Below are 24,428 nucleotides of genomic sequence, written 5' to 3'. Positions count from 1 at the left end.
GCCTGTCGGATAGGCCAGCCCCCACAGGCTGGCAACCCACGCTTACGCGAATCGAGGCCCCAGCCTCAAGAGGACCGAAGGCTCATATCGTCTAGCGCGCTGACTTCTTCTTCGCCGGGCGCTTGGAGGCATCCGGTCGCGGCGGCAACGACGGCAGCGGGCCGGCATCCAGCCAGGCATCCAGCAGCGCCTCGAGGTCGTGACCGGCGCCATCGACGAAGCGACGGAAATCCTCGGTCGTGACGCACGCGTTCACGTACGCGCTGCACCAGTCGCGCACGAGATCGAAGAACGGATCGTCACCGATCGTCAGGCGCACGGCGTGCAGGGTCAGCGCTCCCCGTTTGTAGAGCCGGTCATCGAACATGAGATCGGCGCCGGGATCGCTGATGACGAGGTCTTGCGCGAGATCTGCGAGCCCCGCATGAGCCCGGCGGGCAGCGGCATCGGCGGTCTCCGCACCGATCGCCTCGAACCACAGCCATTCCGCGTAACACGCGAATCCTTCGTTGAGCCAGATATCGCGCCACCGCGCCACCCCGACGCTGTTGCCGAACCACTGGTGGGCAAGCTCGTGAGCGACGAGGCGTTCGGAGTCCGGGTCGAGGTGGTTCGCGCCGAAGACGGCGGTGCCCTGCGCCTCGAGGGGGATCTCGAGCGGATCTGCCGTCACCACGATTGTGCAGCTCTCCTGCGGGTATGTTCCGAACCGCTCCTCGAAGGCCGTCATCATGCGCGGTAGCGGGCCCAGAGCCCGCTTCACGTCGGCGCGCAGCGACGGCGGTGAGGCAACGACGATGCGCTCATCGAGCCGGTGCGACTCGAACTGTCCGACATAGACGGCGACGAGGTACGTCGCCGTCGGCACACCGATCGCGTATTCGGCGGTGACCTGACCGCCCGAGCGGGTGCGCGACTGCAGCACACCGGTGGCGACAGCCGTGTACTCGGCATCCGTCGTGACACGGATGCCGTACGTCGCGCGGTTGTCGGGACGATCGTTACACGGAAACCATGTGGGGGCTCCGATCGGCTGCGACGCGACGAGGGACCCCTCGGTCAGCTCCTCCCAGCCGATCGTCCCCCAGCGGGAACGGCGGGGGGCTGGTGCGCCGGCATACTCAATCGTCACCGTCAGGGACTCCCCCGGCTGCATCGTGCGCGGCAGTGTGAGGCGGAGCTTCCGGGGGCCCTGCGTGTGCGGGGTCCGTCGCTGCCCCGCGATGCGGACCCGACTGACCCGAAGGCCGACGAGATCGAGCGCGATCGACGACGTTGCGGCCAGAATCCGGATGCCGAGGGTCGCGCGTCCCTCAAGCCTGTTGGTGCGGACGCGGTAGCTCAGATCGAGCGCATATGCTTCGACATCGAACGAGAGGTCGCCGCTCTGAGGCGTATAGGTGTCATGAGCAGGGACGTCTTCCCGATCGACGCCGTCTCGGCGACCGGTGTCGATCACGGGGCCGCCTGATACGCGCGGATCTTCACCGCACGCCACGGGCCGATGGGATTCCCGCTCCACCGCGAGCCGACCGGCACGCTTTCCCCCCGCATGACCAGCGAGGCAGGACCAACGGTCGCGTGAGCACCGATCGAGGCCGCGGGCAGGATGACCGAGTGCGGCCCGAGCGTTGCACCGGGTTCGAGGGTGACGGCATCCATACTCATGATCCGATCATGAAACAGGTGAGTCTGCACAACGCATCCCCGATTGACGGTGGATCCGTCGCCGAGGTGCACGAGATCGGGCTCGGGGAGCCAGTACGTCTCGCACCAGACTCCGCGGCCGACCCGGGCGCCGAGCGAGCGCAGCCACACGGCAAGTGCGGGGGTACCGGATGCTGCGCGAGCGAACCAGGGAGCAGCGACCATCTCGGTGAAGGTGTCGACCACCTCGGTGCGCCAGACGAAACTCGACCACAGTGGATACTCGCCCGCGCGGATCGGCCCAACGAGAACCCACTTAGCGGCTGTCGAAGTGGCTGCTGCCACCGCGCCGGCGGCGAGCATGACAATTCCCGAGAGCAGCACCGTCCACCACGGTCCGATGCTGGTCCAGAGGGCTGCCAGGGTCATGAGCACCCCGAAACCAATGAGCCCGGTCACAAAAACCGGAACGATTCGCGAGAGCTCCCAAAGGCTCCGCGCGATGCGCAAAGCGACGGGCGGCTCGTAGGTGCGGGACTCATCGACGCTGGCGGCGACGCGTCGCAGACGCACGGCTGGGGACCCGAGCCAGGACGATCCCGCCTTCGCCTTCGCCGGAGCCGCGGAGAGCACCGCGATCAGTCCGTCCTTCGGGACTCGGTGCCCGGGCGCCACCATGCCGGAGTTTCCGACGAACGCGCGCTTGCCGATCCTGACGTGGTCGACGCGCATCCAGCCGCCGCCCAGCTCGTACGAGGCGACCATCGTGTCATCGGCAAGGAACGCGCCATCGTCGATCGTGGTCATCGACGGGATCAGCAGCACCGTGGATGCCTCGACGTTGCGGCCGACTGAGGCTCCCAGCATCCGCAGCCAGAGGGGAGTGAACAGGCTCGAGTAGAGGGGAAACAGCACGGTGCGCGCCGAGTCGAGAAGTCGCTCGGTCGTCCACACCTGCCACCCGAGCCGGCTGCGCACGGGGTACGTTCCCTCGCGAAGGTCGAGCGAGAGCAACCGCACGGCGATCACGACGGTGCCGGCGAAGACCACACCGGCGATCAGGATGCCGGGCACGAGCCACGCGAGGCCGAGGAGCGCCGCCTCCGCGAGAGTCTGCGCGTCCTGCATCACAAGCGCCATGACACCGGCACCGGCGGCGAACGCGACGATCGGCAGCAATGCCAAGGCCAGCGAGGACGCGATATAGGCCCACAGCCACCGGTGCGGAGCCGGCGCATGTTCCGCGGGCCAATCGGCGGGAGGCTCCCCGACGCGCACTGCGGGCGAGCCGGCCCACGCCTGGTCGGGCTTGACCCGCCCGAACACCGCCGAACCGGGGGCAACCCGCGCACGCCGACCGATCTTGGTGCCGGGAGCAAGTGTGCTGCGGGCGCCGATCACGGCATCCGCATCGATCCGGATGCCGCCGACGCGCACCGTGTCGCCGTCGACCCACGTGCCGCTGAGATCGACTTCGGGGTCGATCGCCGCGTTGTCGCCGACCTCCAGCATCCCGGTGACAGGGGGCAGCGTGTGCATGTGGACGTCGCGGCCGATCGAGGCCCCCAGCGCCCGCGCGTAGTACGTGACCCACGGCGCCCCCACATACCCGACCGCGTCGACCTGGTCGGCGACCTGCTCGGCAAGCCACAACCGCAGGTGGACACTGCCGCCGCGCGGATAGTCACCAGGTTCCAGCCCTGCGAGCAGGGTTCGCGCCGCGATCACCGCGATCGCCATGCGACCGAACGGGGTCGCGAAGACGAGCAGGCCGATCACCAGCACCCACCACGGCACGGTCGGGAGGAAGGCGAACCCACCGCCGAGCTGCAGCAGCGTGCTCGCGGTGAGGAGGTACAGCAGCCACCGGATGCCGGACAGGATGAACAGCGGCGCCCCGAGCAGGGTCTGGGCGATCCGTGTGCCTGCGGGGGTTGGTGTCGCGCGGTGATACTCGGCGGCAGACGCGTCAGGGGCAGCATCCGTCTGCGGCAGCAAGGATGCCATCGCCCCGAGACGCGGCATGTCGTAGATGTCGGCGACCGTGAACTCGGGAAGCCGCGCACGCACTCGCGACGCAAGCTGTGCCGCCGCAAGCGACCCACCGCCGAGGTCGAAGAAGTCTGACGCGCGGCCTTCGGCGGGGACGCCGAGCACCGCCTGCCACTGCTCCGCGAGCCACGCTTCGTTGTCAGACAACCCCGCGGCGGGTTGCTCGGCCCCCGGAACGGGCCACGGGAGCGCCGCACGGTCGACCTTCCCCGAGGTGCGCGCCGGAAGGTCGGGGAGCAACGCGAACAGGGGCATGATGCCGGCGGGCAGGCGGTCTGCCAGCGATGCTCGCGCGGCGGCACGATCAAACGCCTCGGGTTCGTCGACGACGATATAGGCGACCAGCACCGGGTTGCCGGCCTCGGAGGTGCGCACGGCCGCGGTTGCTGCCGTGACCCCCGGAAGATCCTGCAGGGCCGCCTCGACCTCGCCGAGTTCGATGCGGCGCCCGCCGATCTTCACCTGGTCGTCGGCGCGCCCGAGAAAGACGAGCCCCTCGGGTTCATAGCGCACGAGATCACCCGACCGATACGCGCGCTCCCACCCCAGCGTCGGCATGGGAGCGTACTTCTCGGCATCCTTCGCCGGGTCGAGGTAGCGAGCGAGCCCGACGCCGCCGATGATGAGTTCGCCGCTCTCCCCCGCCGCGACCCGGTTACCCTCGGCATCCACGACTGCAAGCGACCAGCCCTCGAGCGGAAGCCCGATGCGGACCGGGGCGTCGGGTACGAGCGGCGCGGCACACGAGACGACGGTTGCCTCGGTGGGACCGTACGTGTTCCACACCTCGCGGCCCTCAGCTGCCAGGCGCGTGCCGAGTTCGGGCGGCACGGCCTCACCGCCGAAGATCAGCAGCCTGACGTTGTCGATCGTCGAACTCGGCCACATCGCGGCCAGCGTCGGCACCGTGGAGATGACCGTGATGCCCTGGCGCGCGAGCCAGTTCGCAAGGTCGACGCCCGAACGAACCAGTGCACGCGGAGCAGGGACGAGGCAGGCGCCGTGCGCCCACGCGAGCCACATCTCCTCACAAGAGGCATCGAACGCAACCGACAACCCCGCCAGCACCCGGTCGGAGGTGCCGAGGGGCTCGTTCTGCAGAAACAGGCGGCTCTCGGCATCCACGAACGCCGCGGCACACCGGTGCGTGACCGCGACCCCCTTGGGAACCCCGGTCGAGCCCGAGGTGAAGATGATCCACGCATCATCGTCGGGTGCGGGCTGGACCAGGATGTCGAGCGCACGCGTATGCCCCGCCGGAGCCTCGCCGGCGAACAGGTCCTCGTCCTCGTCGGTGGAATCATCGATGGTCGGGATCTCGGATGTGACGTCGGACGGGGCGATGCGGGTCGCGTCATGATCTCCATCAGCGGCGTCCGGCACGCTCGGCGCGTAGATCCCGCGGCCCGTGATCACCCCTGCTACCCCGGCTTCGCCGAAGACGAGGGCTGCGCGTTCTGCCGTGTCATCGGCGTCGACCGGAACGTAGGAGGCACCGGCTGCCATGACGCCGAGAATCGCGATGTAGAGCTCTTTCGTGCCTGATGTCATACGGATGCCGACACGATCGCCGTGCCGCACGCCAGCTGCCACCAGGCGCGAGGCGGTGAGGGCAACGCGGGCAGCGAGCTCCCGGTAGCTCACCGCAGGTCCCGCGCCGTCATCGATAGCTGAAGCCTCCGGATGGCGGCGCACCGTTTCTTGCAGGATGTCGATGAGCGTCCGCGGCGGGGCGGCATGAGCGGCCCGATCGAGGATGGCCGCCTGGTCGAAAGTCACGATCCGACGGTACCGGGGCACGTCGTGCGGGGTAGCGGGAAAACCGCAGACCGCCCGAGGCCGTTTACCTGCCGTTCACCTCTACCAACCGATCCCTTAAGAGTCGCTGTCTACCCTCACGTAGGTGCCCTGCACCGGGCCCGCCATTGAAACCCCGACACAGTGAAGGATTCACAGTGAAGATCACCCGCTTCGCCCAGCTGGGCGCTGTCGCCGCCGTCGCCACCCTCGCGCTGGCTGGCTGCGCCTCCAACGAGTCGAACGGCGGCTCCACCTCCGAGCCCACCGCGTCGACCCTCTCGGGCACCATCGGAGGAACCGGCGCGTCCTCGCAGACCGCAGGCCAGGAGGCCTGGGTCGCCGGCTTCCAGACCGCCAACCCCGATGTCACCGTCAACTACGAGCCGACCGGTTCGGGCACGGGCCGCGAGAACTTCATCGCCGGCGCGAGCAACTTCATCGGCTCTGACCGTCCGTTCAACGACGAGGAGCTCGCCGCAGGCGGCTTCGGCGCGTGCGCCGACGGCGGTTCGGCTGGCATCGTCCAGCTTCCGCTGTACATCTCGCCGATCGCCGTCGCGTTCAACCTCGAGGGCATCGACTCTCTGAACATGACCGCCGACGTGATCGCGGGCATCTTCGCCGGCACCATCACCAACTGGAACGACCCGGCCATCGCCGAGCTGAACGAGGGCGTCGAGCTTCCCGACCTCGCCATCTCGCCGGTGCACCGCTCGGACGACTCCGGCACGACCGACACCTTCACCCTCTACCTGGAGCAGGCAGCGCCCGACTCCTGGCCGTACGAGGCTGACGGCGTGTGGCCGATCGCCGGTGGCGAGGCCGCGCAGGGCACCTCGGGTGTCGTCGACGCGACCCGCAACGGTCAGGGCACCATCACCTACGCCGACGCGTCGCAGGTCGGCGGCCTCGGTGTCGTCTCGGTCGGCGTGGGTGGCGAGTTCGTCCCCTACTCGGCCGAAGCTGCCGCGATGATCGTTGACTCCTCGCCGTTCGTCGAGGGACGCGGCGAAGGCGACCTGTCGATCGAGGTCGACTACGCGACCGAGGAGGCCGGTGTCTACCCGATCGCGCTCATCAGCTACATGATCGGCTGCATCGAGTACGAGGACGCCAACATCGCCGAGCTCGTGTCGGCGTACTTCACCTACATCGCCAGCCCCGAGGGCCAGGAAGCCTCGGCGGAGAACGCCGGTTCGGCGCCCATCTCGGCTGAGCTCCAGGCGCAGGTTGACGCCGCGATCGCCCTGATCGGCTGATCGCCTTCCTCACGACTGCCCGGTTCGGTACATTCACGAATGGACCGAACCGGGCAGGCTGAGCGAGGGGGCCGGGAGACCCGGAACACTCGCTGAGCCTGACCCGGACTCGACACAAAGGACATCTGCATGGCGACCAGCACGGACGCGGGTCCGGTTACCGCGACAAAGATCAAAGCGCGAAAGCGCCCGGGAGACCTCGTCTTCTCGGGCACCGCGCTCGGGGCCGGCATCATCATCCTCGCCGTCCTGGCGGCTGTGACGATCTTCCTCATCGCCGAGAGCATCCCGGCGTTCACCACGCCCGCCGACGAGAACCCGATCCTGAAGGGCCGGTCGTTCCTCGAGTACGTCTGGCCGCTGATCTTCGGCACAATCTGGTCGTCGATCCTGGCACTCGTGATGGCCGCTCCCGTGGCGATCGGCATCGCGCTGTTCATCTCGCACTACGCACCACGGCGCGCCGCCGCCGTGCTCGGCTACATCATCGACCTCCTCGCGGCGGTTCCTTCCGTGGTCTTCGGCCTCTGGGGCGGCCTGGTGCTCGCCGGATTCGTGCAGCCCTTCTACGTCTGGCTGAACACGTACCTCGGGTGGATCCCGCTCTTCAGCGGGCAGGTGTCGGCTACCGGACGCACGATCCTCACCGCGGCGCTCGTGCTGGCGATCATGGTCCTGCCGATCATGACGGCGATCTCGCGTGAGGTCTTCCTCCAGACTCCCGTCCTGCACGAAGAGGCCGCTCTCGCCCTCGGCGCGACCCGCTGGGAGATGATCAAGATGGCCGTCCTTCCCTTCGCCCGCGGCGGCATGGTCTCGGCAGCGATGCTCGCCCTCGGCCGAGCGCTCGGCGAAACGATGGCCGTGACGATGGTGCTCTCCGTGTCGGGTGTCATCACGTTCGAGCTGCTGACGTCGACCAACCCGACGACGATTCCCGCCAACATCGCCCTGAGCTTCCCTGAGGCCTACGGCGCCGGAATCAGCGTCCTCATCGCGACCGGCCTCGTGCTGTTCGTCGTCACCTTTGCCGTCAATGCGGTAGCCCGCTGGATCGTCAATCGCCGCGCTGAGTTCTCGGGAGCCAACTGATGTCCACCGCCACCGCAAGCCCGACGCGCTCCTCCGCGAACCACTTCGCCAACGGGCGCCTGCCCAAGGGAACCTCCTGGCTCCTGCTTCTCGGCTCGTGGCTCGTCATGGGCCTGGTCTTCTTCCTCCTGAACCTCGACCAGCCGCTCGCGAACTTCAACATCGTCGCCACGGTCTTCCTCGGCGCAGTGCTCTACGCAATCCTCATCTTCGTCGTGGCCTCGATCGTCGAAGGACGCCGCAACGCGACCGACCGCTTCGTCACCGCGGTGGTGTCGGCGGCCTTCATCGTGGCGCTGCTTCCGCTGGTCTCGCTGCTGTTCACGGTGCTCGTCAACGGCCTCGCCCGCTTCGACGTCGCGTTCTTCACCGAGTCGATGCGCAACGTCGTCGGTGAGGGCGGCGGCGCGGCGCACGCGATCGTCGGCACCCTGCTCATCACGCTGACGGCAACGATCATCTCGGTGCCGATCGGTCTCATGACCTCGATCTACCTCGTCGAGTACGGAAACAACGGCAAGCTGGCGCGCTCCATCACCTTCTTCGTCGACGTCATGACCGGCATCCCGTCGATCGTCGCCGGTCTGTTCGCGTACGCCGTGTTCGTGATCTTCTTCGGCGCCGGCTACTCCTCGGGCTTCGAGGGCGCGATCGCCTTGAGCGTGCTCATGATCCCGGTCGTGGTGCGCTCGTCCGAAGAGATGCTGCGCCTGGTTCCCAATGAGCTGCGCGAGGCGTCCTATGCACTGGGTGTGCCGAAGTGGCTCACGATCGCGAAGGTCGTGCTGCCGACATCCATCGCCGGAATCACGACCGGAATCATGCTCGCCATCGCCCGCGTCATCGGTGAGACTGCGCCGCTGCTGCTGACGGCGGGCTTCACGCAGAGCATGAACTGGAACATCTGGGACGGCAACATGATGACCCTCCCGGTGTTCGTCTACAACCAGTACGCCAACCAGGGCACCAACCCCGACGCGTCCATCGCACGCGCGTGGGCCGGGGCCTTGACCCTGATCCTCATCGTCATGGTGCTCAACCTCGCCGCTCGCTTGGTCGCGAAGCTCTTCGCTCCCAAGACCGGTCGCTGAACCCGAAGGAAACCCCGTGTCCAAGCGCATCGATGTCAACGACCTCAACGTCTACTACGGCAACTTCCTCGCCGTCGAAGGTGTCTCGCTCACGATTGAGCCCCGCTCGGTGACGGCCTTCATCGGCCCCTCCGGATGCGGCAAGTCGACCTTCCTCCGCACCCTCAACCGCATGCACGAAGTCATCCCCGGCGCCCGTGTCGAGGGTGAGGTGCTCATCGACGGCGACAACCTCTACGGCGCGGGTGTGGACCCCGTGCTCGTGCGCCGCCAGGTGGGCATGGTCTTCCAGCGCCCCAACCCGTTCCCGACGATGTCGATCCGCGAGAACGTCCTGGCGGGCGTCAAGCTCAACAACCAGCGCATGTCCAAGGGCGACCAGGACACGCTCGTCGAGAAGTCCCTGCAGGGTGCGAACCTGTGGAACGAGGTCAAGGATCGCCTCGACCGTCCCGGCTCGGGGCTGTCGGGCGGACAGCAGCAGCGCCTCTGCATCGCGCGCGCCATCGCGGTCGAGCCTGACGTTCTGCTGATGGATGAGCCGTGCTCGGCCCTCGACCCGATCTCCACCCTCGCGATCGAAGACCTCATCGAGGAGCTCAAGAGCGAGTACACGATCGTCATCGTGACGCACAACATGCAGCAGGCCTCACGCGTGTCCGACAAGACCGCGTTCTTCAACATCGCCGGTACCGGCAAGCCGGGCAAGCTCATCGAGTACGACGAGACCACCACGATCTTCACCCGCCCGAAGGTCAAGGACACCGAAGACTACGTCTCGGGCCGCTTCGGATAAGCATCCGTTTCGGAGGAGGGGGCGCGGCCGTTTGGCCCCGCCCCCTCATCCGTTTCGTCACACCCGCGCGTTGCTCGGTCGCAACGGCGAACCCTTCTGCCGACACGCCGGGTCGCGGCATCCGTCACCGGCGTGTCGAGGAAGCTATGCGCCGTTGCGACACGGCGCCCCGGGACCGAGCAAGTACCCGGCAGCGCCGCCTCGGTCACAACGGCGCACCTTTCTGCCGACACGCCAGGCCGCGGCATCCGTCACCGGCGTGTCGAGGAAGCTATGCGCCGTTGCGACACGGCGCCCCGGAATCGACGCATGTCCGAGGGGCGCGGAACCACTCCTCCCCAAGGCATCGGGGAGCACGAGTTCGCACATCTACGGTTCCCGGATGACGCGAAGACACGTGATCGACGGAGCCTGACGGTGTGTGTGATGCGCCTTTGGCCGTAATGACCGTGGCGGAGCTTCGCGCTCGCGGCTTCGGGTATCCCTGGGTGCGCACCGCGCTGCACTGGGGTGCGATCACACGCGTGCGCCGGGGAGTGTACGCCCGCCCCTGGGCTTGCCGTGACCTCCTGCTCGCGACGGCCCACGGTGGCACCTTGGCGTGTGTCTCAGCAGCGCGGCATCTCGGACTCTGGGTGCTCGATGATGCCACCGAGGTCCATGTCTGGCTCCCCTCTCGACACTGCTACAAGCACGACGGATGCGAATGTATCGAGCACTGGGATGACGGCCGAAGTGGCGTCGGAACGATGGCACCGCCCGTGCGTCAGATCCTGCGACAGATTCTGCACTGCCGCGGAGTCGAGGAGTTCTTCGTCGTGCTCGAGTCCGCACTGCGGCAGCGGCGGGCCGACGCGGCTGATCTGCGTTGGCTCCGGCGGCACACGAATGCTGCGGCGCGAGACGCCATTGACCTGGCCCGACAGGATGCCGACAGCGGCCTCGAGTCCCTCCTTCGCTGGCGCCTCCGCGACCTCGGCTTGAGCGTGCGAACGCAGGTGTCGGTGTTCGGCGTCGGTCGGGTGGATGCCGTCATCGGCGAACGCCTGCTGATCGAAGTCGATGGCCGTGACAACCACGACGGCGTCCGCATGCGGCACAAGGATCTGGTCAGGGACGCGAACGCCGCGAGCTGGGGCTACACGACGCTTCGCTTCGACTACTCCCTCGTGGTACACGACTGGGAGCTCGTGGAGGCTGCGATCCTCGGCGCGCTCGGCAGGCGGCTGTCGTAGCGGCGCATCGATGTGTCGACGCGCCGGGACGCAGCATCCGGCACCGGCGTGTCACGCGAACCGCGCGCCGTTGCGACATCGTCAGGGTCTGGGCCGGAGGACGGATGTGTCAGTCACGGGGGCTGAGAAGATAAGCGTTCAGGTCGGCCGTGAAGGCGGCATCGGTCGGGAGCGATGTGCCATCGATTGCGGTGATGGGCGCCGCGAGCCGAACGCTCGACACGAGCCATGCCGCGTCGACGCTCGCCAGTGACTCGGTCAGGATCTGCTCGTATCCCGTTTCGTAGCCACACTCCTGCAGGTAGGCGAACATGCTCAGCTGTGTCGTCCCGTGCAGGATGCCGCCGGTCGGCGCAGGAGTGGTGAACCGATCCCCTCGGCGCAGCACCAGGGATGCCGTGGGCGCCTCGAGCACGAAACCGTCGGTGGTGACGAAGATCGCATCATCCGCCCCGCGACGGTGAGCCTCACGAAGGGCGGCCATATTGACGGCGTACGAGAGTGTCTTTGCACCGAGCAGCAGCCACGGCGCCCGGGCCGGCACCGTCGAGTCATAGCCGCGATCGAGGGTCACAACACGGATGCCGCGCTCGCGCACCGCCGTGAAATCAGCCGCCGGGGCAAGGGTGACCCACGCGGTGGGCGTCGGGCCGTGCTCGATGCCGCGGCTGAGGATGAGCTTGATCACCGACTCCCCCGCCGGGGCGTGCGCGGCAACGGCGGCGATGGCGGCCCGCCATTGCGCGAGGTTCGGCGCCGGGAGGTCGCAGATGCGCGCGGAGTGCGCAAGCCTGTCGAGGTGGGCATCGACTTCCTGCGGATGTCCGTCGACGACGCCGATCGACTCGAAGATCCCGTCGCCGCGTTGCGTGCTCAGTTCACCCACGCTCAGAGCCGGAGCCGCGGGATCCACCGACGCAAACGTGTCAGCGAAGTCCGCGCGGTCGGCATCCCCATCGACAGGTTGAATCATCAGGGCGTAACTCGTGGCCATGCGATGAAGCCTACGCGGCGGGAATACCCGGTCCGGTGACGCGGTTAGACTGTCATAGCCGGGCCGCAGTAACCCCGGGCTCCATCTTCTGCCGCTACGAGCGGCCATGCGCCGAGAGGCGTTCTGCGGCCCGGCACTTTCGCGCCGGGGCACAGGGCGCCTCTCGCCCCGCAAGGCCCCCACCAGCACCGCGGCGTTCTGCGGCCCGGCACTTTCGCGCCCGGTCGGTCTGCGCATCCGCCGCGACTGCGTCCTCCCGCGCCCGCCTCAGAGCGCCGAACCCGCACATCTCGGGGCAGGATGCCGGGGGCAGGCGACTCGGTCAGGTGAGGGATTCGCGGCGCCAGAGGGCTGCGCAGGCGCTCAGATCGGATGCGTAATCGCTCAGGCGCAGTGCGCGCGTGGTGAAAGCGGCGCTGCGGTCGGACTCTGTCGCGTCGTAGTCGTCAGCCAGGTACGTCGCACCCGCAGCCTGCACACGGCAGAACGCGGCGGCGCGCTCGAGAGCTACGGCGAAGTCCCCGCGGAAGAGCCCGCGCAGGATCGTGTCGACGAGGGTGACGAGCTCGTCGGGACTTGCCGGCACGGGAGCCCCGGCGATCAAAGCGTCCGCGGTATCGAGGGCAGCGCGGCCCCGCTCGTAGGTCAAAGCCGCCGTGATCGGGTCGTCATGGATCATGAGCTGCACAAGGTAAAGCCGCCAGAGCGCACCGGGCAGGGTCTTCGCGGGCGATCGCGACCACAGCTCTGCGATGTCATCGATCCCGTGCTCGGCAGTGAAGGCGATCAAACGCTCGACAACTGCATCGTCGGGGTTGGCACGGACGCGCGAGAGCAGCGCCTGCGCCGTGGAGTGGGCGACGCGAGAGACCTCTGCGGGATCTTCGGCAGCAAACAGCCGGTCGAACAGCTCTGCCGGTCTGCGGACGGGCTTGTGGTAGGGCCGCGGGTCGTCACTCACCCGCTCCAGGGTAGTCGCGACGGGCGTCGCTCAGGTCGGGATAGCGACGACGGCGTCCGAGGTCGGCTCGCCCGTCGGGGAGCCACCGGCGGGCTCGATCGTGATCGCGATCGTATCGCCCGGCTCCATCTCGCCGTCGAGGATCCACGTTTCGGTTCGCTGCCCGCTGGCAGCGAACGCGCCAGCCGGGATCGGAGACTCGTCGCCCCGCACGAACCACAGCTCGTAGCTCTGATCGTCGGCGATCTGCGGTAGTCCGTCCGAAACGATGACGGCCTTTCCGACCGAGTCTGCCCAGTAGAGCGTGGACTCGCCGCCGCCGTCGATCTGCGCCGTCGCCGACTGTGCATCCGGTGCCGACTGGACCTCTTGTAGCGCGACGACCTCGGGCGGACGATTCACCCAGTCATTGATGCTGACGGCGGTGAAGCCGAGCGCGACGAGAAGAACGAAGGATGCCGCGAGGGCGAACATGCTCCGCATCCAGCGCGTGCGGGACTGCGTCTGAATAGCGCCGGTACTCGGCGCCGGTGTCGCACCGAGCGGAAGAGCATCCGTCTGCGGTGCCAGCGCGACCCGGGTGAGGATGTGGTGCCGAAGCTCGGCGGGCGGATCAACCTCGGGCGCGTAGTCGGCAAGCGCGGCAGCGGTCTCGAGGTCGCGCTCGGCGATGCCTCGCCACTCAGGATGCATCGTGAGAGCCAGGTCGAAGGCCTGCTGTTGCTCAGCATCGAGGGCGCCGAGGGCGGACGCCGCCGACAGCTCGGCGAACTCCTGCTCGTTCATGAGGCCACCCCCATCTCTGCTCTCAGGCGCGACAAGCCGTCGCGCATCCGGGTCTTCACTGTTCCGAGCGGCGCCCCCACCAGTGCCGCAATCTCGCTCTGACTGTAACCCCCGAAATACGCGAGGGTGAGGGCCTCGCGCTGTGATTCGGGAAGGGCGGTGAGTGCTTCTGTTACTCGTCGGCTCTCGATCCGCAGTTCCGCCTGTTCGGCGACGCCATCGTGAGCGACGTCGATGTCACGGAACCCGATCCGGATGTCGCGATCGACGCTCGCCTGCGAAGCCCGCACTCGGTCGACGGCTCGGCGGTGTGCGATCGTGAGCACCCAGGATCTGCCCTGGCCTTTGTTCGGAGCGAAGCGCGCGGCGGATTGCCACACCTCGAGGAAGACCTCCTGCAGAACTTCTTCGCTCTGCGACCGGTCGACCACGACGCGCAGGATGAGCCCGAACACGCGCGACGACAGCATGTCGTAGAGGCTCGCGAAAGCCTCGTGGTCTCCGCGCGCGACGCGTTCGAGAAGCTCCGCGACGTGATCGACGGCACCCGCCCCGTCGTCTGGCACGTCCATGCCGTCGATCACCATGGGTCCAGCATGCCGCAAGAATTTCCCATCCGATGTCGCCGCGCTTCCGAAGACCCCTGTGTAGGCCGCCACGAGCGGACGACCATGAGCCCTGACGAGGCTCCGACAACACCGGAGGAACAATGTTGATCACCAAGAAGTCGCGCGTCGCAGCTGGCGCCTCGCTGGCGTTCGTCGCCGCGCTTGCCCTGTCCGCCTGCTCCACCGCCAGCACGGGGGACATGGATGACGAGATGGCCGAGACGCCGATGACCGAGCAGACCACCCCCATGGATGACATGGAGGAGATGGATGCCACCGCTTACCTGGTCGGTGCAGGCTGCGCGGAGTACGCCGAGGCTGTGCCCTCAGGCGCCGGTTCGGTTGACGGCATGGCGATGGACCCGGTTGCCACCGCGGCATCCAACAACCCGCTACTGACCACGCTCACCGCGGCAGTGAGTGGTGGACTGAACCCCGACGTGAACCTCGTCGACACTCTCAACGGTGGCGAGTTCACCGTCTTCGCTCCGGTCGATGACGCGTTCGCGAAGATCGACCAGGCAACGATCGACACGCTGTCGACCGACTCGGATCTGCTGACCTCGATCCTCACGTACCACGTTGTTCCCGGTCAGATCCTGCCCGAGGACCTTCCCGGTACCCACACCACGGTGCAGGGCGCTGACGTCGAGGTGACCGGTTCGGGCGACAACCTCATGGTCAACGACGCCATGGTCATCTGCGGTGGCGTTCAGACCGCCAACGCAGTGGTGTACCTCGTCGACACGGTGCTCATGCCTCCCATGTGAGCGCCCGTTGGCGATCCCCCAGGGTGGAGGGACGCGAGGCCGTCGTCATCTTCGGATGCGGCGGCCTCGTCGTTTCTGAGGCATACGCCGCGCCTCGATTCATTCGCCGGGCCGCCGCCACACGACACCCGGGAACCGTCCGAAGTCGCCGTCGAACGTCACGACCTCGGCGCGATTCTCGATCGCAAGGGCAGCGAGGTGAGCATCCATGACGAGATTCCCACCGGTGCCAACGTCGGCGAGAAGCATGCGCATCCGATCGGAGTGCCCGGCGCCGGGCTCGGGGCTGATGACGCTGGACCGACTCATCCACCCATTGAGAATGTCGAAGGCGTCATCGACCGATAAGGGATTCGCGTAGATCCGACGACTCGTCGCCAGACGAACAAAGGCCAATGCGCAGACCCACGGAATCGCGACGGTTTCCCTCGAACTCAGTGCGCTATCAAGCCACGTTTTCGCCTCCGCGTGATGACGCGCATCCTCATCCACGGCGTAGAGAAGGACGTTGGCGTCAACGAGCTTCACTTCGCCAGCTCTTGCTTCTGAGCGATGGCCTCGTCTTCCAATTCGGCCGCGATAGCGAGAGCACGATCCAACGGGACGCTTGCTTTGCCGAGCCTGCGCACTGGCGTCTCGTAGCTGTCGACCGGATCGGGGTCCAGGCCAGCGAGGATCGCCGAGTTCACCGCGTCCTTGAAAGAGAGGCCACGCTCACGCATGACCTTGCGCACGGCTTCCTCAGCAGCCGAGGTCAGCGTGATCGTGGTTCGCATCTGTACATCATAGCATCAGCCAATTTGATGCATTGATGCAACCGGGACGGCGCGGTTAGTCCGCGACGTCGTGAATCGGATGCCGCGCACGAAGTAGGCTTGGAGGTCTGGGGCCTGTAGCTCAGTCGGTAGAGCATCGGACTTTTAATCCGCGGGTCGAGGGTTCGAGCCCCTCCGGGCCCACCATGTCGGTGTTACTCGAACCCGCGCCACGAGGGTTCGCTACGCGGACGCGCCGCCCGCTTGAGGAATCTCGTCGAGCGCGTGATACACCGGGATGCCGCGGCGCCGGGCGATCTCCACATCCTGATCGGCACCCCGGGACTCGCCGGGCAGGCGCAGGACGGCGTCGCAGTGCTGCAACAGGCGCTCCGCCGTCGGGTACATGACCTCGGCGGCAAGCGGATCGGTGGGACCGGTCGCGCCGGCGCTCGAAAGTACGGGCAGAGCTACCCACTCGCCGATCATCGGAATGTGCCCGGCCTCGAAGATGGGCCAGGCTGCTTCCTCCAACCGCGCGAGGTTCTTCGCCATGAGATCCGGGTTCCCGTTTGTTCCGGATGCGTAGGGTCCGGCAATCAAAATCAATAGGGGTTTCGTCATATCGGGTAAGATACAGCAGAAACGTGAAAGAACAGGATGAACGGGACATGCTTGCTGCCGCACGAAGAGACCTCCTGCTCGAACGCCTGCGCCGAGATGGCCGGATTGTGGCGAAGGAACTCGCCGCCGAACTCGGGCTGTCGGAAGACAGCATCCGCCGCGATCTGCGCGAACTGGATGCTGCGGGCCTGGCGGTGCGGGTCTACGGAGGGGCTCTTCCCGCCTCACCGGCGGTCGCCGACTATGCGACGCGAACATCGGTCGCACCTGAGAGCAAGCACCGCGTGGCAGCCGCCGCGCTCACGCTCGTCGCGTCCGACGCGACCATTATTCTCGACGGCGGCACGACGACCCTTGCGATGGTCCACGTTCTCCCGCAGACCTTCCGGGGCACCGTGATCACCCACAGTCCCACGATCGCCGCCGCTCTCGTCCCGCACGACGTCGACGTGTTCCTCATCGGCGGGCACATCTTCGGGCACTCTGCCGTCGCGTGCGGGGCCGCAGCGGTCGAGGCCGCGCAGAACATCAGCGCTGACCTCTTCTTCCTCGGGGTGACAGGCATTCACCCCGAGGAAGGCCTCACTACGGGCAACGCAGACGAAGCCGCCATGAAACGCGCCCTCGCGGCGCGCGCCGCGGACACCTACGTCCTCGGGAGCGAGGAGAAGATCGGCACCGCTTCGCGCTACAGAGTTCTCCCGCTCGACGCCGTTAGCGGCATTGTCATCGACGCCGACGACGACAGCACGATATCGGCAGATTTACGAGCAGCTGGCGCGATGCTCCTTCATACGGCCTGACGCGGACTATTCCACCTCGACAGGATCGCCGACACGAAGGGTTCCGCCGCCACTATCCGGAAGCAACAGCACGCCCAGCGTTGGTGAAGACTGCCCGAACTCTCGCGTGAGGATGCGCAGCAGCGGGGCATCCTGCAGCCCGGTGTCGGGGTTCGCCATGATCGCGGCGCATCGCACGATGGGCCGCTGGACTGCGAAGTTGACGTCGCCGATCCGAACCCTGCCCTGCCACTCAAGATCGCGCCACGGCGGAATGCCTGCGACCACGACGTTCGAGCGGAACCGGCGATCATCGACAACGGCATCGGCGGCACGACCGAGGGCCGCGACGGATGCCGCCGCATGAACCGACACGTACCCGCGGGGCCGATCCTGAAACTGCGAGGTCACACCGTCACCGATAAGGCGCAGGGGAAGCCTCCCGGGTCGCTTGAGATGCCGCACGTCGGGAGTCTCCCGCAGCCACGCGGTGACGGCATCCTCGATCTGGCGGCGACCAGCGTCGTCGAGCGCGGCATCCACGAGCACGCGCTCTCCGTCACGGATCGCGAGGCGACCCCGGTGCTGGTCGTAGCTCAGCCGCAGACGCGCGAGGGAGGGCATATCCATAAGGGCGAGGCCGCGCTTCTTAGGCCAGTATGCGAGCCCCTCCTCGTCCTCGGGCTCAACGGCATCCGCAAACCGGAAGGCGAGCACTCGATCACCCTCGACGCACCCGTCATCCTGCACCACAATCTGCTCGCGCGGCTCTGGCGTGAACCCCTTGACCGGGTAGCGATAGAGGGCGGCGACAGATGCCATGCCGCCATCGTGCCACGCGCGCCACCCCACACCGTCCAATAGACTGCGATCAATGGATGTCGGAACGGATGCCGCGCTCACATCGCTGGGCGACCCGACCCGCGCCCGCATCCTGAGCCTCATGCGCTCTTCGCCTGACGGTCGCGTGCTCGTCGGACGGCTCGCGACCGAGCTTGGACTGCGCCAGCCGACCGTCAGTCACCACATGAAGACCCTCCTCGCCGACGCGATCGTGATCCGCGAGCCCGAGGGACGCCAGGTCTGGTACTCGATCGCACCCGATGCCGCCGACCGCGTCGATGCGATCCTGGGCCGGCCACGCGAGGCGGCATCCGTCGATCTGGACCGAATCGTGACTGACCTCGACGCGCGATTCGGCGAGCGCGTCGACGCCCACCGGATTCGCGAGGTCGTCACCGACAGCCACGCGCGCCTCTCAGCGACGGATGCACCTCTCCTGGCGTCCCGCACGTTCTCGTTCGCCGCGAGCAGGCTCGACGCGCTGGCCACGGCATCAGCGAGACCGTCGGATACCACCCCGAGCGTGCTGTTCGTGTGTGTACAGAACGCCGGCAGATCACAGCTGGCCGCCGGCATCCTGCGACACCTCGCCGGCGACACCGTCACCGTGCGCACAGCCGGTTCAGCCCCGACTGCCGACGTGCGGTCCACAATCGTGACCGCGCTGGATGAGATCGGAGTCTCGATCGGCGACGAGTTCCCGAAGCCGCTGACCGACGAAGCAGTTCGTGCCGCGGATGTCGTCATCACGATGGGGTGCGGCGACGCCTGCCCGATCTATCCCGGAACGCGATACCTCGACTGGGAGCTCGAGGATCCCGTCGGCAAGCCGCTCGCAGCCGTGCGCGGCATCCGTGACGACATCGACCGACGTGTCAGGGAGCTTCTTGCGGAGCTCCGCTCCGGCGAGAAAGTGAACACTCGCTGAACCAGAGCCGTCACGGCTTCCCACACAGATAGATAGCCATCTATGCTTTTCTCATCCCGAGAAAGGTGAACCCCATGTCGACAACCCCTCCCGTCGTCCTGTTCGTCTGCGTCCACAACGCCGGCCGTTCGCAGATCGCCGCCGGATACCTGCAGGCCCTCGCCGGCGACCGCGTCGAGGTGCGCTCTGCCGGATCCCAGCCGAAGGATCAGATCAACCCCGTCGCCGTGCAGGTTATGGCCGAAGAGGGCATCGACATCGCGAACAACGCGCCGAAGGTGCTCACGGTGCAGTCTGTGCAGGAGTCCGACGTCGTCATCACGATGGGATGCGGCGACGCCTGCCCGATCTACCCCGGCAAGCGTTACGAAGACTGGCAGCTCGACGACCCCGCCGGTCAGGATGTCGAGACCGTGCGCCGCATCCGTGATGAGATCCGGGGGCGCGTCGAAACGCTGCTTTCCGAGATCGCCCCCGCAGCGTGACGCTCGCTCCCCTGGCCCGCCGCGCCGTCGCCGAGTTCCTCGGCACCGGACTGCTCGTCACGGTCGTTGTCGGCTCGGGCATCATGGCAACGCGACTGACGTCGGATGTCGGCATCCAGCTGCTCGCCAACAGCATCGCAACGGCGCTCGGCCTGTCGGTTCTGATCCTGATGTTCGGCGCGATCTCGGGCGCTCATTTCAATCCGGCCGTGTCGCTCGTGGACTGGTTCCTCGGGCGGCGCCGCCGGGTGGGGCTCGCAGGGCCGATGCTCGGGATCTACACGCTCGCCCAGATCACCGGCGCTATCGGCGGGGCCGTCCTCGCCAACGTCATGTTCGATGTTCCAACGAGCCTGTCAACCACCGACCGCGCGACCCCGGCAACGCTGATCGCGGAGGTCGTCGCAACCTTCGGACTCGTGCTGCTCATCGTCGCCCTCGCCCGCACCGGGCGCGGCGCGGCAGCAGCCCCAGCCGTGGGCGCCTATATCGGCGCGGCGTACTGGTTCACCAGCTCGACCTCGTTCGCCAACCCTGCAGTCACGATCGGGCGCCTGTTCACCGACACCTTCGCGGGGACCGGGGCGTCGTCGGTGCTTCCGTTCATCGCCGCGCAGCTTGTCGGCGCGGCGCTCGCGGTCGGTGCCGCGATGCTCCTCTTCCCGCACGTCACGGATGCCGCCGAAGAGATCGTCATCCCGCACACGGATGCCGAAGCCGACGCCTCGGCCGTTCACCCTCGCGATCGTCCGGCCCCGTAGAATCCGGCCGTGACCGCAGGCGCCCCTGACACCGCCACCGCTTCGTCTCGCGGTTCGGTCGCCGAGGTGTTCTGGGCTTTCCTGCGCCTGGGAGTCACCTCGTTCGGGGGCCCCATCGCCCACCTCGGCTACTTCCGCGACGACCTCGTGGCACGGCGCCGGTGGATGAGCGACAAGGCGTACGCCGATCTCGTGGCCCTGTGTCAGTTCCTCCCCGGCCCCGCCTCGAGCCAGGTCGGCTTCGCGATGGGGCTGCACCGCGCCGGCCCGCTTGGCGCCCTCGCCGCGTTCCTCGCCTTCACGCTGCCCTCGGCGATCCTCATGGTCGCCTTCGCGTTCGGCGCCACGCTCTTCGAGGGCGTCGTCGGTATCGGGCTGCTTACCGGGCTGAAGATCGTCGCGGTGGCGATCGTCGCGCAGGCGGTCTGGGGAATGGCGAAGACTCTCACCCCCGACGCCCGGCGCGCCTCGATCGCCGTCGTCGCGGCAGTCGTCGCGCTCCTGCTCGCGGGATCGATCGGACAGGTCCTCGCGATCGCTATCGGCGCGGTTGCCGGCCTCCTCCTGTGCCGGGCCGTGCCTACCGAAGCCGGCGACACCAATCTCATGCGTTTCCCGGTATCGCGCACAGCGGGAATCACCAGCCTGGTGGCGTTCGTCGTCATCCTGCTCGGGATGCCGATCCTCGCCGCCCTTGCCGGCGGCGCGGTCGCCCTGTTCGACACCTTTTACCGCGCCGGAGCCCTCGTCTTCGGCGGCGGCCACGTCGTCCTCCCCCTGCTGCAAGCGGGGGTGGTCGAGACAGGTTGGGTGAGCCCCGAGCAGTTCCTCGCGGGCTACGGCGCCGTCCAGGCGATGCCCGGGCCGCTGTTCACCTTCTCGGCCTACCTCGGAACCCTCTCAACCGTCGGCCCCGGCGGCGTTCTGGGCGCCGCAATCGCTCTGGTCGCGATCTTCCTCCCTGGCTTCCTCCTGCTGATCGGTGTGCTGCCGTTCTGGAACGCCCTGCGGGGGCGCACCTGGATGCAGTCGCTCATGCGCGGCGCGAACGCAGCAGTGGTCGGCATCCTCGGCGCCGCCCTCTACGACCCCCTCTTCACGACTGGGATCGTCGGTGCAGGGTCATTCAGCCTCGCGCTCGTGTGCTTCGTACTGCTCGCCGCCTGGAAGCTGCCACCCTGGGCTGTCGTGCTCGTCGGCGGTGCGGGCGGCATCGTTCTGGCGATACTCGGAGTCTCGTGATCAGGTCGGGATCTCGACCAGTTCCGCTCCCGCGTACGCGACCTCGGCGAGCGCAGCGTCACTCGACTCGGCAGCAACCCCCGCAACGAGGTTCGTGATGACCCGCACCCGCCGCCCGTGAGCAATGGCGTCCAAAGCCGAGGCCCTCACGCAATAGTCGGTGGCGATCCCGGCCACGTCCACCTCGAGGATGCCGTGCTCGGTCAGCAGATCCGACACCTTGGCGCCGTCATCCGTCGTCCCCTCGAACAGCGAATACGCCGGTTCTCCCTGCCCCTTCTTCACATGATGGGTGACGGATGCCGTATCGAAGGCCGGGTCGTACTCGGCCCCCTCCGTGCCGCTGACGCAGTGGACGGGCCAGGTGTCGACGAAGTCGGGCTCGGGATGAAAGTGCCCCCCGTTGTCATGATCGGCATGATGCCAGTCGCGCGAGGCGACGATGATGTCGTACTCCTCGGCGTGCGTGACGAGGTATCGCGAGATCCGTTCGGCTACGGCGTCCCCGCCCTCGACACCGAGCGCCCCACCTTCGGTGAAGTCGTTCTGGACATCGACGATCAACAGTGCCTTACCCATGCCTCGAGGCTACGCTCGTTCACCCGTCGTCGGAACGCCGGGACTCCCGCAACGCACGACGGCTGAGGGGTTGCGCCGCACCCTCGGTCGGGCTTGCCCCCACGGGTTGGGGCTCGCGCGGGCCGCGGACCGTACCGTCGGTCTCGGGTCCGCGCCGCCAGAGCTTCGACGGCCACCAGATCGCCCGCCCGATGTCGTAAGCCAGGGCGGGCACAAGCAGGGATCGCACGACGAAGGTGTCGAGCAGCACACCGAACGCGACGATGAACGCCAGCTGCGCGAGGAACAGGATCGGGATGACTCCGAGCGCCGCGAACGTCGCCGCGAGCACGAGGCCGGCGGAGGTGATGACGCCGCCCGTTGCGACGAGCCCGCGCAGGATGCCGCGCCGGGTCCCATGCACGAGCGATTCCTCGCGTACGCGCGACATCAAGAAGATGTTGTAGTCGACGCCGAGGGCAACGAGGAACACGAATCCATAGAGCGGGACCGCCGGGTCTGCGCCCGGGAATCCGAGGACGTAGTCGAAGACGAGCGCGCTGACGCCCAGAGCCGAACCGAACGACACGACAACCGTGAGGATCAGCAGGACCGGCGCGAGCACTGCGCGCAGGAGCAGCATCAGGATCAGCAGGATGACGACCAGCACGATCGGGATGATGACGGTGCGATCTCGGATCGAGGTGTCGTTCGAATCGACATCCGTCGCCGTGACACCGCCGACCAGCGCGACACCGTCGCCGAACTCGTCGGTGAATGCGACGCGAAGATCGCGCACAGTCTGCTCCGCCTCGACCGAGTCCGCGGCATCCGTCAATGTCGCGATCACGAGCACGTCACCGTCCGAAACCGTGGGATTCGGGGCCGGAGTACCCGGCGGCCCGACAGCCGTGAAGACCGGCTCCCCGTTCTCGACCGAGACCGGCGCCTGTCCACTCGGTGAGTCCTCGGAAGCGACAGAGACCGAGTCGATACCGGCACTGTCGTCGAGCACGGTGACGGCAGTGGCGAGGTCGCTCTCGGGAACGATGACGTACACGGGGCTGCCGGATCCCGCCGGGAAGTGCTCGGCGAGCACATCCTGGCCGTCTCGCGCCTCGGAGTAACCCAGGACGAGGTCGCTGGATGCCACCCTATCCGCTTTGAACTGGGTGACGCCGAGCGCAGCAACCAGCAGCACAATCGTCGTGATGATCCAGACCGGGCGCGACCGTCGGGCGATGAGTCGCGCCTGGCGTGGCCAGAATCGCTTGACCGGCTTGGTGAAGTCGTCGGGAAGCTCCGTCAGACCGTGCTTCGGGATGAACGGCCAGAAGGCTACGCGGCCGAAGAGGGCGAGCAGCGCCGGCAGGAAGGTCAGGGCAGAGAGCATCGCGAACGCGATACCGATCGAGGCGATAGGGCCGAGCGCCCGGTTGGTCGCGAGGTCCGAGAGCAACAGGATGAGCAAACCCGCGATTACCGTGCCACCTGACGCGAGGATCGGTTCGAACGCACCCTTCCACGCGCGTAGCGTCGCGTTCCATCGGGGCTCGCCCTCGCCAATCGCCTCTCGGAACCTCGCGACATAGAGCAGCGCGTAGTCGGTTGCCGCACCGATCACGAGGATGAACAGGATGCCCTGAACCTGACCATTGAGGACGAACACACCGGCGTAGGCGAGCCACCACACGACCAAGAGCGCAACTGTCAGTGCGAAGGTCGAGGTCATGAGCACGAGAATCGGTAGCAGCGGCGATCGGTAGACGATCACCAGGATGACGAACACCGCCACCAGCGCGACGATGAGCAACAGTCCATCGATGCCCAGGAAGCCCTTGACGAGGTCGGAGGTGAATCCGGCCGGCCCCGTGACCCACCCCTCGAGCGGGGCTTGCAGCTCGTCAGTGACGAGAGTGCGGATCTCTTCGACGATCTCGCGCACTTCGCCCGACGAGTCGATCGGGATGAAGACCTGCACCGCTTCGCCGTCATCCGAGACCACCGGTGGCGATACCCCATCGAGCACGCCGTCAATGCCCGCGATGTCGTCAACGAGGGTCTGCACCTCGGCGAGCTGGTCATCGGTGAGCTCACCGTCGCCCGTGACGACGAGCACGGCAGGAATCGCTTCGTCACCCAAAAAGTCCGGCAGGCGCTCGGAGACGCGCGTCGCGTCCGCGCTCTCGGGGAGGAAGCTCGACTGGTCGTTGCTGGCGACCTCGTCAACCTTTCCGAAGTAGGGGCCACCGATCGAGCCGACACCGACCCAGATCAGTACGAGTAGTGCGGGGATGCCGATCCGCAGCCACCGCGACGGGCGGACAGAGCTTTTCGTCGAAGCCATATCGCTAGCTTA

At 67.3% G+C, this 24,428-nt stretch carries 23 protein-coding genes and 1 tRNA gene; 12 read left to right on the top strand and 12 right to left on the bottom strand.

The genetic code is table 11. The features are described from left to right. Nucleotides 1-91: 91 nt before the first annotated feature. Nucleotides 92-1,459 (bottom strand): M1 family metallopeptidase, encoded by a 1,368-nt coding sequence (locus tag AB0O89_RS07560; RefSeq protein ID WP_363495793.1) that lies wholly within the window; start codon nt 1,457-1,459, stop codon nt 92-94. Then, entirely contained in the window at nt 1,456-5,478 is a 4,023-nt protein-coding gene (locus AB0O89_RS07555; protein WP_363495790.1) for a Pls/PosA family non-ribosomal peptide synthetase, read from the bottom strand. Before AB0O89_RS07555 ends, AB0O89_RS07560 begins: the two co-directional genes overlap by 4 nt. A gap of 176 nt (nt 5,479-5,654) precedes the next feature. On the opposite strand from AB0O89_RS07555, the gene AB0O89_RS07550 reads away from it, so the two are divergent. The 5 genes from AB0O89_RS07550 (at nt 5,655) to AB0O89_RS07530 (ending at nt 10,972) form a co-directional block, all read left to right on the top strand. Then, the gene (locus AB0O89_RS07550; protein WP_363495787.1) at nt 5,655-6,758 is read left to right on the top strand and encodes a phosphate ABC transporter substrate-binding protein PstS; all 1,104 of its coding nucleotides are present in this window, start codon (nt 5,655-5,657) and stop codon (nt 6,756-6,758) included. 129 nt (nt 6,759-6,887) lie between these two features. After that, complete coding sequence (gene pstC, locus AB0O89_RS07545) at nt 6,888-7,850, top strand: phosphate ABC transporter permease subunit PstC (protein WP_363495784.1); 963 nt, start codon at nt 6,888-6,890, stop codon at nt 7,848-7,850. Continuing rightward, nucleotides 7,850-8,941, top strand: coding sequence for a phosphate ABC transporter permease PstA (pstA, locus tag AB0O89_RS07540; RefSeq protein WP_363495781.1), 1,092 nt, complete (start codon nt 7,850-7,852; stop codon nt 8,939-8,941). Before pstC ends, pstA begins: the two co-directional genes overlap by 1 nt. A gap of 16 nt (nt 8,942-8,957) precedes the next feature. Further along, the gene (gene pstB / locus AB0O89_RS07535; RefSeq protein ID WP_363495778.1) at nt 8,958-9,737 is read left to right on the top strand and encodes a phosphate ABC transporter ATP-binding protein PstB; all 780 of its coding nucleotides are present in this window, start codon (nt 8,958-8,960) and stop codon (nt 9,735-9,737) included. Between the two features lie 419 nt (nt 9,738-10,156). Beyond that, entirely contained in the window at nt 10,157-10,972 is an 816-nt protein-coding gene (locus AB0O89_RS07530; RefSeq protein WP_363495775.1) for a DUF559 domain-containing protein, read from the top strand. Nucleotides 10,973-11,081: 109 nt separating this feature from the next. On the opposite strand, the gene AB0O89_RS07525 is transcribed toward AB0O89_RS07530, so the two are convergent. The 4 genes from AB0O89_RS07525 to sigK form a co-directional block, all read right to left on the bottom strand. Then, complete coding sequence (locus AB0O89_RS07525; protein WP_331791666.1) at nt 11,082-11,966, bottom strand: aminodeoxychorismate lyase; 885 nt, start codon at nt 11,964-11,966, stop codon at nt 11,082-11,084. A 322-nt stretch (nt 11,967-12,288) separates the two neighbouring features. Then, nucleotides 12,289-12,927: a DNA-directed RNA polymerase subunit beta gene (locus AB0O89_RS07520; RefSeq protein WP_363495771.1), complete on the bottom strand. Its 639-nt coding sequence runs from the start codon at nt 12,925-12,927 to the stop codon at nt 12,289-12,291. 30 nt (nt 12,928-12,957) lie between these two features. Beyond that, the gene (locus AB0O89_RS07515; RefSeq protein WP_363495768.1) at nt 12,958-13,713 is read right to left on the bottom strand and encodes an anti-sigma factor; all 756 of its coding nucleotides are present in this window, start codon (nt 13,711-13,713) and stop codon (nt 12,958-12,960) included. After that, nucleotides 13,710-14,300, bottom strand: coding sequence for an ECF RNA polymerase sigma factor SigK (gene sigK, locus AB0O89_RS07510; protein WP_363495765.1), 591 nt, complete (start codon nt 14,298-14,300; stop codon nt 13,710-13,712). The genes AB0O89_RS07515 and sigK overlap by 4 nt, the downstream gene beginning before the upstream one ends. 122 nt (nt 14,301-14,422) lie before the next feature. Here sigK and AB0O89_RS07505 point away from each other — a divergent pair, with 122 nt between their 5' ends. After that, entirely contained in the window at nt 14,423-15,091 is a 669-nt protein-coding gene (locus AB0O89_RS07505; RefSeq protein WP_363495762.1) for a fasciclin domain-containing protein, read from the top strand. A 99-nt stretch (nt 15,092-15,190) separates the two neighbouring features. Here the strand turns inward: AB0O89_RS07505 and AB0O89_RS07500 are convergent, their stop codons facing one another. Beyond that, entirely contained in the window at nt 15,191-15,619 is a 429-nt protein-coding gene (locus AB0O89_RS07500) for a TA system VapC family ribonuclease toxin (protein WP_363495759.1), read from the bottom strand. After that, nucleotides 15,616-15,867: an antitoxin gene (locus AB0O89_RS07495; protein ID WP_363495756.1), complete on the bottom strand. Its 252-nt coding sequence runs from the start codon at nt 15,865-15,867 to the stop codon at nt 15,616-15,618. Before AB0O89_RS07495 ends, AB0O89_RS07500 begins: the two co-directional genes overlap by 4 nt. Before the next feature lie 110 nt (nt 15,868-15,977). Between AB0O89_RS07495 and AB0O89_RS07490 the strand changes: the two genes are divergently transcribed. Continuing rightward, a tRNA-Lys gene (locus AB0O89_RS07490) sits at nt 15,978-16,053 on the top strand. 36 nt (nt 16,054-16,089) lie between these two features. Here AB0O89_RS07490 and AB0O89_RS07485 read toward each other — a convergent pair. Continuing rightward, nucleotides 16,090-16,470 (bottom strand): DUF4406 domain-containing protein, encoded by a 381-nt coding sequence (locus AB0O89_RS07485; RefSeq protein WP_363495753.1) that lies wholly within the window; start codon nt 16,468-16,470, stop codon nt 16,090-16,092. A gap of 47 nt (nt 16,471-16,517) precedes the next feature. On the opposite strand from AB0O89_RS07485, the gene AB0O89_RS07480 reads away from it, so the two are divergent. Next, nucleotides 16,518-17,273, top strand: coding sequence for a DeoR/GlpR family DNA-binding transcription regulator (locus AB0O89_RS07480; protein ID WP_363495811.1), 756 nt, complete (start codon nt 16,518-16,520; stop codon nt 17,271-17,273). A 6-nt stretch (nt 17,274-17,279) separates the two neighbouring features. Here the strand turns inward: AB0O89_RS07480 and AB0O89_RS07475 are convergent, their stop codons facing one another. After that, complete coding sequence (locus tag AB0O89_RS07475) at nt 17,280-18,074, bottom strand: MOSC domain-containing protein (RefSeq protein WP_363495750.1); 795 nt, start codon at nt 18,072-18,074, stop codon at nt 17,280-17,282. Between the two features lie 52 nt (nt 18,075-18,126). Between AB0O89_RS07475 and AB0O89_RS07470 the strand changes: the two genes are divergently transcribed. The 4 genes from AB0O89_RS07470 to chrA all read left to right on the top strand — a co-directional run bounded on the left by AB0O89_RS07470 (nt 18,127) and on the right by chrA (nt 21,511). After that, a complete protein-coding gene (locus AB0O89_RS07470; protein ID WP_363495747.1) occupies nt 18,127-19,023 on the top strand; it encodes a metalloregulator ArsR/SmtB family transcription factor in 897 nt (298 codons plus the stop codon). Between the two features lie 74 nt (nt 19,024-19,097). Further along, nucleotides 19,098-19,508, top strand: a complete 411-nt coding sequence (locus tag AB0O89_RS07465; RefSeq protein WP_228178021.1) for an arsenate reductase ArsC — start codon at nt 19,098-19,100, stop codon at nt 19,506-19,508. Beyond that, entirely contained in the window at nt 19,505-20,269 is a 765-nt protein-coding gene (locus AB0O89_RS07460; protein WP_363495743.1) for an MIP/aquaporin family protein, read from the top strand. The genes AB0O89_RS07465 and AB0O89_RS07460 overlap by 4 nt, the downstream gene beginning before the upstream one ends. Before the next feature lie 9 nt (nt 20,270-20,278). After that, complete coding sequence (gene chrA / locus AB0O89_RS07455) at nt 20,279-21,511, top strand: chromate efflux transporter (protein ID WP_363495740.1); 1,233 nt, start codon at nt 20,279-20,281, stop codon at nt 21,509-21,511. On the opposite strand, the gene AB0O89_RS07450 is transcribed toward chrA, so the two are convergent. After that, the gene (locus AB0O89_RS07450) at nt 21,512-22,090 is read right to left on the bottom strand and encodes an isochorismatase family protein (protein ID WP_363495737.1); all 579 of its coding nucleotides are present in this window, start codon (nt 22,088-22,090) and stop codon (nt 21,512-21,514) included. Between the two features lie 19 nt (nt 22,091-22,109). Next, complete coding sequence (locus AB0O89_RS07445; protein ID WP_363495734.1) at nt 22,110-24,416, bottom strand: efflux RND transporter permease subunit; 2,307 nt, start codon at nt 24,414-24,416, stop codon at nt 22,110-22,112. Between the last annotated feature and the right edge of the window lie 12 nt (nt 24,417-24,428).

This window comes from Microbacterium sp. NPDC076895, assembly GCF_040687115.1.
GTDB lineage: Bacteria > Actinomycetota > Actinomycetes > Actinomycetales > Microbacteriaceae > Microbacterium.
Note: the sequence above shows the minus strand (reverse complement) of the source record. Positions and strands in the feature narration are given on the sequence as shown.